Genomic DNA, 12,127 nt, shown 5'->3' with positions numbered 1-12,127 from the left:
GGATGTATTGCATATGAAAACCCTGAAAAACTGGACCCTTGATAAACAATCGGCCACTCACCTTGAACTGGTGGTGGATAAACAGCACCGTCTGTGTCTTTACGTACTGGAAGAAAATCTCTTCCGTGTGCTGATCAAACGCAAAGGTGAACTGGCGCTGGACCGAACCTGGAGCATCGCGCCTGAAAAAGACGTGCCGTGGGAAGGTCGGCACCGCGACGACATCAGCGGTTTCAGTTGCCCGGACTGGACGCTTTCACAGCAGGACGATAGCGTGACGGTGTCGACCCACCAACTGCGCGTCACCGTCCATCAACCACTGTGGCTGGAGTGGGAATATCGTAACGATGCCGGCGCCTGGCAGTCGCTGGTCAACGATCGCGCCACCAGCGCCTATCTGATCAACGCCCACGGCGATGGTGTCGCACATTACCTGAGCCGCCGTAAAGACGAACGTTTCTACGGCCTGGGTGAAAAAGCCGGCGATCTACAGCGTAACGGTAAGCGCTATGAAATGCGTAATCTGGATGCGATGGGTTACAACGCCGTGAGCACCGACCCGCTGTACAAACACATCCCGTTCACTCTCACCCGCCGCGACGACGTGAGCTACGGCCTGTTTTACGACAACCTGAGCAGTTGCTGGCTGGATTTGGGGAACGAGATCGATAATTATCACACCGCTTATCGCCGCTGGCAGGCGGAAGCAGGCGATATTGATTACTACCTGTTTACCGGCAAACGGGTCCTGGACGTCACTAAAGCTTTTGTGCGCCTGACCGGGAAAACGCTGTTTGGGCCGAAGTGGAGTCTGGGCTACAGCGGTTCCACGATGCACTATACCGACGCGCCGGACGCGCAAAACCAGCTCATGAACTTTATCCGACTGTGTGAAGAACACGCGATTCCGTGCGACTCGTTCCAGCTCTCGTCGGGATATACCTCAATTAACGGTAAGCGCTATGTCTTTAACTGGAACTACGACAAAGTGCCGCAACCTAAAGTGATGAGTCAGGCATTCCACAATGCCGGGCTGAAGCTTGCTGCCAACATCAAGCCCTGTCTGTTGCAGGATCATCCTCGCTATAACGACGTCGCGGAAAGCGGCCTGTTTATTCGTGATTCAGAAACCGATTCACCGGAACGTTCCAGTTTCTGGGATGACGAAGGATCGCACCTCGACTTTACCAACCCGCAGACCATTCAGTGGTGGCAGAACGGTGTGACGACGCAACTGCTGGAGATGGGCATCGACTCCACCTGGAACGATAACAACGAGTTCGAAGTGTGGGACGGCGAAGCGCGCTGTTACGGCTTTGGCAAGGAAATTGCCATCAAACACATTCGCCCGGTGATGCCGTTACTGATGATGCGCGCCTCGCTGGAAGCGCAACAGCGTTTTGCCCCGGATAAGCGTCCGTATCTGATTTCCCGCTCGGGTTGTGCCGGGATGCAACGTTACGTTCAGACCTGGAGCGGCGATAACCGCACCAGTTGGGACACGCTGCGTTATAACACCCGCATGGGGCTGGGCATGAGTCTTTCCGGGCTGTTCAACGTCGGCCATGATGTCGGCGGATTCTCTGGCGATAAACCCGACGCCGAACTGTTCGTAAGATGGGTACAGAATGGGGTGATGCATCCACGCTTTACCATTCACTCGTGGAATGACGACCATACGGTGAACGAGCCATGGATGTATCCGGGCGTGACGCCAGCCATTCGCAGCGCGATAGCGCTGCGTTATCGGCTGCTGCCCTATCTCTACACCCTGCTCTGGCAGGCGCATGCCGATGACGAACCGATGCTACGTCCGACGTTCCTCGACCATGAGCATGACGCGCAGACCTTTGAAGAATGCGATGACTTCCTGCTAGGCCGCGACCTGCTGGTGGCAAGCGTGGTAGAAGCGGGTCAGCGCGAGCGCCGCGTCTGGCTGCCGGATAACGAAACCGGCTGGTACGATTTTTACACTCACGAGTGGTTCTCTGGCAGTCAGTGGATCACCCGTGATGCGCCGCTGGAAAAACTGCCGCTGCTGGTACGCGCCGGGGCGGGTCTGCCGTTAAGCGAGCGCATTACCCATGTGTCCGCTGAAAAAGACAACACCCGCGAGCTGAAGCTGTTCCCGGTGAAGGGCGTCGGCACGACCACCGGAATGCTGTTTGAAGACGATGGCGAAAGCTGGGGCTACCAGAACGGCAATGCGCTGTGGGTGGAGTGGGAAATGCAATGCGACGGCGCAACCATTAACCTGAAGGTGAACGCCCGCGGGGATTATCGTCCGGCGTGGAAAGCCCTGAAGGTGTCGTTACCGGCAGGAGAAAGACGTCAGTTGCGGGTAAATGGTACTGAAGCGAGTGAGTGGGTGTTGTAGTGCGGGCTGATACCCTAGCCCTCTCCTACGGGGAGAGGGAACAGGAGCACGCCTCCTTTCCCTAAGTATTTCGCGCTGCAGGAAGGCGGCAAACCTGTGAATCCCCGGGAGCTTACATAAGTAAGTGACCGGGGTGAACAGGTGAAGCCAACGCATCTGCAGCGTGAAAGACGACGGGAAATTAGTTGTCGATCCCTTTACTGCGCAGGTAGTCTTCGTAGTTGCCGCTGAAGTCCACCACGCGCTCTGGGGTGATTTCCAGCACGCGGGTCGCCAGCGAGCTCACAAATTCACGGTCGTGAGAAACGAAGATCAGGGTACCCTGATACATCTCCAGCGCCATGTTCAGCGATTCGATGGATTCCATATCGAGGTGGTTAGTCGGTTCGTCCATGACCAGAATGTTTGGTTTCTGCATCATCAATTTACCGAACAGCATGCGACCCTTTTCACCACCCGACAGCACCTTAGCTGGCTTTTTGATATCGTCCTGGCTGAACAGCAGACGACCGAGGATGCTGCGCACCGCCTGTTCGTCATCGCCTTCCTGCTTCCACTGACTCATCCAGTCGAAGACCGTCAGATCGTTTTCGAATTCATATTCGTGATCCTGCGCGTAATAACCAATGCGCGCGTTCTCCGACCATTTCACGGTACCGCTGTCGGCGTCCAGATCGCCCACCAGCGTTTTCAGCAGCGTCGATTTACCCACGCCGTTGGTCCCCAGTACCGCCAGCTTTTCACCGACTTCCAGCAGCAGGTTCACGCCTTTAAACAGCGGACCGTTATCAAAACCTTTGCTGATCGCTTCCACTTCCAGCGCGTTACGGAACAGTTTCTTGTCCTGCTCGAAGCGGATAAACGGGTTCTGACGGCTGGATGCCTTCACTTCATCGAGTTTGATTTTATCAATCTGACGGGCACGAGACGTCGCCTGACGAGATTTAGAGGCGTTGGCGCTAAAACGGCTGACGAAGGATTGCAGGTCGGCAATCTGCGCTTTTTTCTTGGCGTTATCCGCCAGCAGACGTTCGCGCGCCTGCGTCGCGGCGGTCATATATTCGTCGTAGTTCCCCGGATAAATTCGCAGTTCGCCGTAGTCGAGATCCGCCATGTGCGTGCACACCATGTTCAGGAAGTGACGGTCGTGCGAAATGATGATCATGGTGCTGTCACGTTCGTTCAGCACCTGCTCCAGCCAGCGAATGGTATCGATGTCCAGGTTGTTGGTCGGTTCGTCGAGCAGCAGAATGTCCGGATTGGAAAACAGCGCCTGGGCCAGCAGGACACGCAGCTTCCAGCCGGGAGCGACTTCGCTCATCGGACCGTAGTGCTGCTCTACCGGAATACCAACGCCAAGCAGCAGTTCACCGGCGCGCGCTTCAGCCGAGTAACCGTCCATTTCGCCGTATTTCACTTCCAGATCGGCCACCTTGTAGCCATCCTCTTCGCTCATCTCCGGCAAGGCGTAGATACGATCGCGCTCCTGCTTCACTTCCCACAGTTCACCGTGGCCCATGATCACCGTATCGAGCACCGTGAACTCTTCAAAAGCAAACTGATCCTGGCGCAACTTACCGATACGCTCGTTCGGATCGAGAGAAACGTTACCCAGCGTCGGCTCAAGGTCGCCGCCGAGAATTTTCATAAAGGTGGATTTACCGCTACCGTTGGCGCCAATCAGGCCGTAACGGTTGCCGCCGCCAAATTTGACGGAAATGTTTTCGAACAGCGGCTTACTGCCGAACTGCATGGTGACGTTGCTGGAAACTAACACGGACGTATCCTAAAGAATATGTGACAAACCGCGTATTATGCCACAAGTCTGAAATAAGATCGCGCCTCGTCGCAAACGACTACACTGGGGTAACAGGAAAAAAATGTGATTTCGTACACATCTGAATTCCCTGTTAACAGGAATGCACATATAATGCGCTCCCAACACTACAGAATTCTCAACCCAACAGCCTGCCAGGCAATGAATCTCGCATAACATGAATATGAAATTAACAACGTTTTTCGCGGCAGCACTCGCGGTCGTCGGCTTTTGCAATACCGCATCCGCTGTCACTTATCCCCTGCCAACGGATGGTAGTCGCGTCATTGGTCAGAATCAGGTTATCACCATCCCGGAAGGTAACACGCAGCCGCTGGAATATTTTGCTGCTGAATACCAGATGGGACTTTCCAACATGCTGGAAGCCAACCCGGGCGTGGATACCTTCCTGCCAAAAGGCGGCACCGTGTTGAATATTCCGCAGCAGTTGATTCTGCCGGACACCGTGCACGAAGGCATCGTGATTAACAGCGCGGAAATGCGTCTGTACTACTACCCGAAGGGCACCAATACGGTGATCGTCCTGCCTATCGGTATCGGTCAGTTAGGTAAAGACACGCCTATCAACTGGACCACCAAAGTAGAACGTAAGAAAGCCGGTCCGACCTGGACGCCAACCGCGAAAATGCACGCTGAATATCGTGCCGCAGGTGAACCGCTGCCTGCCGTTGTTCCGGCAGGTCCGGATAACCCGATGGGTCTGTACGCGCTGTACATTGGGCGTCTGTACGCCATTCACGGCACCAACGCCAACTTCGGTATCGGCCTGCGCGTGAGCCACGGTTGCGTGCGTCTGCGTAACGAAGACATCAAATTCCTGTTCCAGAATGTGCCTGTCGGCACGCGCGTACAGTTTATTGATGAGCCGGTAAAAGCGACCACTGAGCCAGATGGCAGCCGTTACATCGAAGTTCACAACCCACTGTCGACCACTGAAGCGCAGTTTGAAGGCGGCGAAATCGTACCGATTACCCTGTCGAAGAGCATTCAGAACATCACCAATCAGGCCGATGTTGACCAGAGTATTGTGGAACAAGCGATTCAGAACCGTTCAGGGATGCCGGTTCGTCTGAACTGATACGAATCTGGACAATAAAAAGGGCGGATAATTTTTCCGCCCTTTTTTGTTGATTTTATTTGGGATTATCTCAGCAGTAACAGCCCATACCCCACCAACGCCGCCCACACCAGCATCGGCAGTGAATAGAGATGAAAGCGCCACCAGATGCGTCGGTCGTTTGCCATCCGTAGCGCAATCAAATTCGCCAGCGATCCCGGCAACAAACCAAATCCACCGATGTTGACCGCCCATGCCAGCAGCACGGTCGGAGGCACGTAATTCAGCAGTAAGATGGTGCCGGGAACATTGCTGATAAACTGCGACAGGCCAATTGCCGTCAGCCACAGGCCGGGTTCAGACAGCGAGCCGACGTGACTTAACGTTCCCTGCAACGCCGGCAGTTGCGTCAGTAGATGAACATCAATAAACATCGCCATAAACACCAGCAACAGCGTCCAGTCAATACTCAACACCACACGCCGAGCCAGTAACAGAAACCCCAGCGCGACAATCGCCAGCCCTACCAGCTCTTGTTTGAACTCCAGCGCCGTCAGAAAAACGAGGTACAGCCCCAGCCCCCCCCATACCAGTCGCGGCTGCCATTGCGGCGCATGCGTGCCGGTGTGGTACGACAGCGGCTTAATAGGGAAGCAGAACCAGCACACGACCAGCAGCGTCACCATCATCGCAACGGCAAGCGGCGCCATCTGGCTGATAAAGGCAAAAAATGAGAGACCAGAACGCCCCCACAGCAAAATGTTTTGTGGGTTGCCGATGGGCGTTAACAGCGAGCCAGCATTCACGGCCAGCGCTTCAAAAATAATCAGCCGGTTGACCGGTATCGCACACAGCTTCTTCAGCGTAATGGTCAGCGGCACAACGATAAAAAGCGCGACGTCGTTGGTCAGAAAAGTGGAAAGCAGCGCCGCTGCCAGCACCATGAACATCGCCAGACGGCGCTCAGTCGCAAAGCGGCGGGTCATTTTACGTCCCAGCACATCGAAATAGCCGCTAAGCTCCACGCCTTTAGTCAGCAACATCAGGCCGCTCAGGATGATAATGGTGTGCCAGTCAATAGCGCCAGGCCACGTCCGTGGCGTGAACGGCACCCACAGACTCAACGCCACGCCAACGACAATCAATAGCTGAAAAAAACGGTCGCGTTTCAACGCCCGCAATAAAGGCAGGTTCATTCAACGGAAGTTCCGTGTTGTTCGGTAAACAGCCGGAATGCGTCCAGCGTCTCCTGACTGACATGATGCTCCATCCCCTCAGCATCGCGACGGGCTATCTCAGCACTCACCCCCAGCACCAGCAGGAAGTTCTCCACGATCTGATGGCGCTCACGGCTTTCCTGCGCCAGCTTCTCCCCTTCCGGGGTTAAGAAAACGCCGCGCCAGGGGATCATTTCGATCAATCCCACCGAGGCCAGGCGTTTGAGCATCTTCGCCACTGTGGGTTGGGACACCCCGAGCCGGGCCGCCATATCCACCTGACGCGCTTCACCGACTTCGATAATCAGATCAGAAATCAACTCAACATAGTCGTCAATCAGCTCACGCCGATGCGCCTCTCTCACCTGACGAAACCCTTCGACGTGTTCTTCAACGTTCACTAACTGCGTCACTTTTTTTGTTGTTGGCATACCTGCGCGACGACTCATTCTGCTTCCTCATTCCTGTGACGCGTTAACAGCATCTAATTGGAGAGCGTCCATTGTAAACCAGAGTTGCCCTGGCACAAAAAATTAACGTTTTAGCAATAGCTATATAATATAGCCTGTGCTATATCTGTATGTAATGCAGTCATCTCTCACGGATCGAGGGACCAGAACGTCAGGAGGTCAATATGAACGAGTTTAAGAGGTGTATGCGCGTGTTTAGCCACTCTCCCTTTAAAGTCCGGTTAATGCTGCTCTCAATGCTGTGCGATATGATCAACAGCAAACCTGAGCAGGATAAGCCCTCGGATAAATAACGCGGCGTCGCGGTACGCCGCGTCATCTGGCTGTCATCTACGGCCGTTACACTTCTGCTTATGTCAAAATAGCCCTTCTTTTTGTCGGATTTGCTAACCCCTTCGCAAAACAATTTCTGTCTGCCCGTTGACCTTCACATTCACACGCTCTATCTTCTTGCAGCCCTGCCTAACTTGCGGCTCGCAGATGCGGACCTCTTTCCCTCTTCACGCACTCTCAGCAGGTAATGACCCTTGGCGCCAGGGTAAGCACATGGCGTTTTTACGATAGTGGCATATGAATTTAACCGTCAAAGACTCACTTCTTGCTCGCAGCCGGGCCCTTAGCCCGTGGACTGGCTTTTATGTTCTGCAGTCGCTGCTGATCAACCTGGCGCTGGGCTATCCGTTTAGTCTGCTGTATACCCTTGCCTTTACCTGCATATTGCAGTTGCTCTGGCGGAGCGCGCCGAAAGCGCAGAAGGTGCTGATCGGCGTGTGTTCGCTGGTCGCCGCCTGTTACTTTCCTTTCGGCCAGGCCTACGGATCGCCAAACTTTAATACGCTGCTGGCTCTGCACTCGACCAATATGGAAGAGTCCACGGAAATCCTGACGATTTTCCCCTGGTATAATTACCTGATGGGGGTGTTTATCTTTGTTCTTGGCGTGATCGCCGTGCGTCGCAAACCTGACGAAGAGAAGAAACGCTGGAATAAATATGACAGCCTGTGCCTGCTGTTCAGCGTCGTGGCTTTTTTTGTCACCCCCGTACAGAACCTGGCGTGGGGCGGCGTGTTTAAATTAAAGGATACCGGCTATCCGGTGTTCCGTTTCGCCAAAGACATCATCGTCAATAACAATGAAGTCATTGACGAGCAGGAGCGCATGGCGAAGTTAGCCAGCATGAAAGACACCTGGACTGTCACCGCTGTGAAGCCGAAATATCACACCTATGTGGTGGTGATCGGTGAAAGCGCTCGTCGTGATGCGCTGGGGGCGTTTGGCGGTCACTGGGATAACACTCCGTTTGCCAGCAGCGTTAACGGCTACCTGTTTGCCGATTACGTCGCGGCCAGCGGGTCAACGCAAAAATCGCTCGGGCTGACCCTCAACCGGGTCGTTGATGATAAGCCGCAGTATCAGGACAACTTTGTCACGCTGGCAAACCGCGCCGGTTTCCAGACGTGGTGGTTCTCGAATCAGGGACAAATCGGCGAATACGATACCGCTATCGCCAGTATCGCAAAGCGGGCTGATGAAGTGCATTTTCTTAAAAACGGTGACTTCGAGGCGGACAAAAACACCCAGGACGAGGCGCTGTTAAAAATGACCGCACAGGTGCTGGAAACAGAACGCACCCAGCCGCAGCTGATTGTCCTGCATCTGATGGGGTCTCATCCGCAGGCCTGCGATCGGACAAAAGGCAAGTACGACACGTTCGTCCAGTCGAAAGAGACCTCCTGCTATCTCTATACCATGACTCAGACCGACGACCTGCTGCGAAAACTGTACGATCAGCTCCGCAACAGCGGCGACAGTTTCTCGCTGGCGTATTTCTCCGATCACGGTCTCGCCTTTAAAGAGCGCGGGAAGGAAGTACAGTACCTGGCGCATGACGACCAGTTCCAGCAAAACTTTCAGGTACCGTTTATGGTGCTCTCCAGCGATGACAAAGCGCATAAAGTCATCAAAGCGCGGCGCTCCGCCAACGACTTCCTTGGCTTTTTCTCACAGTGGACAGGGATCAGTGCAAAAGAGATTAAGATGAAGTACCGGTTTATCTCTGAACAGAAAGCCGGGCCGGTGTATATCACCAATTTCAAATTGCAGAAGGTGGATTATAACCACCTGGGAACCGATATCTTTAGCACCAAATCTCGCTAACATATTGAAACACAGCCAAAAAAATCCGCCCCTTGAGGCGGATTTTTTATATCACGGACGTGATTAGAAGCGGTAACCGACGCCTGCGATCCAGGTGCCAACGTCAACGCTACGAATACGGCTCTGCTCGTAAGAGAAGTCCAGAGCAACATTTTCGATCGGGTTGAACTGCACACCTGCGCCATAAGAGAAACCATAATCGCTGGTGTCATCTTTATGCGTCGGGTAGTTGGTGTCCTGGAATTTACCGTAGCCCACACCCACAACACCGTAGATGCTTGCCCAGTCGTTCAGACGGTAAGCCGGACCAGCAGTGATGCCGTAGTACTGAGTTTTGTTGTAATCGCCTGCACCGTTAGTACGATCTTTTTCGGTGTAAGTGAAGGAACCGATTACGCCCAGCGGGTTGTTGTCCTGCTCATAGCGATACTTCAGGTTGAAACCGTTCATTTTGTTCGCCGCGCCCTGAGCATCGCTCTGAGCATAACCACCGGTAACGGTAGACGTTGCAGCGACAGCGGAACCTGCGGAGATAGCCAGAACAGCGGCCAGTGCTGAAAGACATGCAATTTTTTTCATAACCACCTCAAATGTGCTTCAAATAAATCCTAAGTGTTAAATATATCAAAAATTGATGAGAAACTCTTTGCGATTAGTGATGTCTAACGGGCAATTTCATGTAACAGAACGTTTCCATCAACCGCTATCTCTTTCAATTAACATCACTTTTCCAGATATTTGCCCCATTATTACGCGCATAATAAAGGACATTCATCCAGATTATTCCTAATCTGCCAGCGCATTAATCCATCAATTTGCCGCCATTTTACGGCTTTCCAGAAATTTTTTTTCAACGAAGACTCAACCGTAGATGGTTATTTCCATTACACTGCCTCTTTTACTTTTCTATACACAAATCAGGCAAGTTGCTGGATGGCGTGTATCTACAGTTATGTCGGGAGAACGGATGCCAGGGTCGTCACGTAAAACGCCAGTTTGGCTGCCTGTTTTAGTACTGCTTATTGCCATGGCCTCAATCCAGAGCGGCGCATCGCTGGCAAAATCATTGTTTCCGCTGGTTGGCGCGCCCGGTGTGACCGCTCTCCGTCTGGCGTTAGGCACGCTGATTCTTATTGTCTTCTTCAAGCCATGGCGTCTGCGGTTTGCCAAAGAGCAGCGTCTGCCGCTGCTTTTTTACGGCCTGTCGCTGGGGGGAATGAACTACCTCTTCTATCTGTCGATTCAGACGGTCCCGCTGGGGATCGCTGTCGCGCTGGAGTTTACCGGGCCGCTGGCGGTCGCCCTGTTCTCTTCGCGACGCCCCGTTGATTTTATCTGGGTGGTACTCGCGGTTCTCGGACTCTGGTTCCTGCTGCCGCTGGGTCAGGACGTTTCGCATGTCGACCTGTTCGGCGCCACCATGGCACTGGGCGCAGGCGCCTGCTGGGCTATCTATATTCTCAGCGGACAACGCGCCGGCGCTGAGCACGGCCCGGCCACTGTCGCGATAGGTTCGCTGATTGCGGCTCTGGTTTTCGTCCCACTTGGGGCTGTGCAGGCCGGGGAAGCGCTCTGGCACTGGTCTGTCATTCCGCTGGGTCTGGCGGTTGCGGTACTGTCGACGGCGCTCCCCTACTCGCTGGAGATGATTGCCTTAACCCGTCTGCCTACGCGCACCTTTGGCACGCTGATGAGTATGGAACCCGCACTGGCCGCACTGGCAGGTATCCTGTTTCTGGGCGAAACGCTCACGTTTGTCCAGTTGCTGGCGCTTGGCGCGATCATTGCCGCCTCGATGGGCTCGACGTTAACCATTCGACGGGAAAGCAAAATAAAAGAGGTTGATGTAAATTAATTTTACATTTCTGCATGGTTGCATAACCATGCAGAATATCTTCCCGCTGTTTTCCCTGTATTTTCCTGATATTTCCCCACCGTCTATCTGCCCCGTACCGACTATTTATCCGCCTTCTCATGTCGGCATCAGAATATTGTTACCGCTGGTCTAACTCTTGCGCGACTACATGAATAGTAATGCAATTAAATACCGATGGTGTTAAATACTATTAAAGCGATAGGCAGAGCCAGAAAAGCAGGAATCATAACCGGTGCTATACTGAATCTCGTAAATTACTGGGACAAAACATCAAGAGGATATGAAATTATGAGTACCGCTAAATTGGTAAAAACAAAAGCGTCCAATCTGCTTTATACCCGCAACGATGTCTCTGACAGCGATAAGAAAGCAACGGTTGAGTTGCTGAATCGTCAGGTGATCCAGTTTATCGACCTGTCACTGATCACCAAGCAGGCCCACTGGAATATGCGTGGGGCTAATTTTATTGCCGTCCATGAGATGCTGGATGGCTTCCGTACGGCATTGACCGACCATCTCGATACCATGGCAGAGCGTGCCGTACAGCTGGGCGGTGTGGCGTTGGGGACTACGCAGGTCATTAATAGCAAAACGCCGTTGAAAAGCTATCCGCTGGACATCCATACCGTTCAGGATCATCTGAAAGAACTGGCAGACCGTTATGCTGTCGTCGCTAACGATGTGCGTAAAGCCATCAGCGAAGCGAAAGACGAAGATACCGCCGATATCTTTACCGCCGCATCCCGCGATCTCGACAAATTCCTGTGGTTCATCGAATCCAACATCGAATAATCGCCTCATAAGTATTCCCTCTACAACCCTCGCCACGGCGGGGGTTTTGCACTTTTATGGTGCACCACACCGTCACCACTCCGTCGTAAAGTAAAATATTTGTAATAATCACCTCACACAATCGTTAACGAAAGATTGTTTTATCAACGATCTTTGCGCTAAATAGGCAGACCGTTCACGCCCCCTCCAGGCTGCACTAAATCAGTGCCCCAGAATGGTGCAAAAAGCGAGTTTTGCTCCGAGACCTGTGCACAAGCGTGCAGTCCCCTCTTGTTAAAACAAGGGGTTGCAAAACTGGCACGATTTTTTCATTACATTTATCGTTCTCGCAGGGGATCGCCCCG

Annotated in this window: 11 protein-coding genes; 6 read left to right on the top strand and 5 right to left on the bottom strand. The window is 53.3% G+C overall.

Going from position 1 to position 12,127, the window contains the following annotated elements; genetic code table 11:
* Window positions 1-13: 13 nt before the first annotated feature.
* Entirely contained in the window at window positions 14-2,377 is a 2,364-nt protein-coding gene (locus HVZ37_RS07695; protein ID WP_181628280.1) for a glycoside hydrolase family 31 protein, read from the top strand.
* 181 nt (window positions 2,378-2,558) lie between these two features.
* Here HVZ37_RS07695 and HVZ37_RS07690 read toward each other — a convergent pair whose 3' ends face one another.
* Window positions 2,559-4,154 (bottom strand): ABC-F family ATPase, encoded by a 1,596-nt coding sequence (locus HVZ37_RS07690; protein WP_044256415.1) that lies wholly within the window; start codon window positions 4,152-4,154, stop codon window positions 2,559-2,561.
* Window positions 4,155-4,371: 217 nt separating this feature from the next.
* On the opposite strand from HVZ37_RS07690, the gene ldtB reads away from it, so the two are divergent.
* On the top strand, window positions 4,372-5,292 hold the full coding sequence (ldtB, locus tag HVZ37_RS07685) for a L,D-transpeptidase (protein WP_046401463.1): 921 nt from the start codon (window positions 4,372-4,374) through the stop codon (window positions 5,290-5,292).
* A gap of 65 nt (window positions 5,293-5,357) precedes the next feature.
* Here ldtB and HVZ37_RS07680 read toward each other — a convergent pair whose 3' ends face one another.
* Complete coding sequence (locus tag HVZ37_RS07680; RefSeq protein WP_181628279.1) at window positions 5,358-6,467, bottom strand: anion transporter; 1,110 nt, start codon at window positions 6,465-6,467, stop codon at window positions 5,358-5,360.
* Window positions 6,464-6,937 (bottom strand): manganese-binding transcriptional regulator MntR, encoded by a 474-nt coding sequence (gene mntR / locus HVZ37_RS07675; RefSeq protein ID WP_043001268.1) that lies wholly within the window; start codon window positions 6,935-6,937, stop codon window positions 6,464-6,466. The genes HVZ37_RS07680 and mntR overlap by 4 nt, the downstream gene beginning before the upstream one ends.
* 185 nt (window positions 6,938-7,122) lie before the next feature.
* Between mntR and mntS the strand changes: the two genes are divergently transcribed.
* Window positions 7,123-7,251: a manganase accumulation protein MntS gene (mntS, locus tag HVZ37_RS07670; RefSeq protein WP_043001269.1), complete on the top strand. Its 129-nt coding sequence runs from the start codon at window positions 7,123-7,125 to the stop codon at window positions 7,249-7,251.
* Between the two features lie 277 nt (window positions 7,252-7,528).
* On the top strand, window positions 7,529-9,115 hold the full coding sequence (locus HVZ37_RS07665) for a phosphoethanolamine transferase (RefSeq protein WP_181628278.1): 1,587 nt from the start codon (window positions 7,529-7,531) through the stop codon (window positions 9,113-9,115).
* Window positions 9,116-9,178: 63 nt separating this feature from the next.
* Here HVZ37_RS07665 and ompX read toward each other — a convergent pair whose 3' ends face one another.
* Together ompX and HVZ37_RS07655 are read right to left on the bottom strand one after the other, a co-directional pair.
* Window positions 9,179-9,694 carry an outer membrane protein OmpX gene (ompX, locus tag HVZ37_RS07660; RefSeq protein WP_043001271.1) on the bottom strand — a complete coding sequence of 172 codons (516 nt, stop codon included), beginning with the start codon at window positions 9,692-9,694 and terminating at the stop codon, window positions 9,179-9,181.
* A 73-nt stretch (window positions 9,695-9,767) separates the two neighbouring features.
* Window positions 9,768-9,812 (bottom strand): hypothetical protein, encoded by a 45-nt coding sequence (locus HVZ37_RS07655; RefSeq protein WP_125340082.1) that lies wholly within the window; start codon window positions 9,810-9,812, stop codon window positions 9,768-9,770.
* A gap of 270 nt (window positions 9,813-10,082) precedes the next feature.
* On the opposite strand from HVZ37_RS07655, the gene rhtA reads away from it, so the two are divergent.
* Window positions 10,083-10,970 carry a threonine/homoserine exporter RhtA gene (rhtA, locus tag HVZ37_RS07650; protein WP_043001272.1) on the top strand — a complete coding sequence of 296 codons (888 nt, stop codon included), beginning with the start codon at window positions 10,083-10,085 and terminating at the stop codon, window positions 10,968-10,970.
* 309 nt (window positions 10,971-11,279) lie between these two features.
* On the top strand, window positions 11,280-11,783 hold the full coding sequence (gene dps, locus HVZ37_RS07645) for a DNA starvation/stationary phase protection protein Dps (protein ID WP_042320427.1): 504 nt from the start codon (window positions 11,280-11,282) through the stop codon (window positions 11,781-11,783).
* Window positions 11,784-12,127: the final 344 nt, after the last annotated feature.

Source organism: Citrobacter sp. RHB35-C17 (assembly GCF_013816795.1).
Lineage (GTDB): Bacteria > Pseudomonadota > Gammaproteobacteria > Enterobacterales > Enterobacteriaceae > Citrobacter_A > Citrobacter_A amalonaticus.
This window is presented reverse-complemented; position numbering and strand designations above follow the sequence as displayed.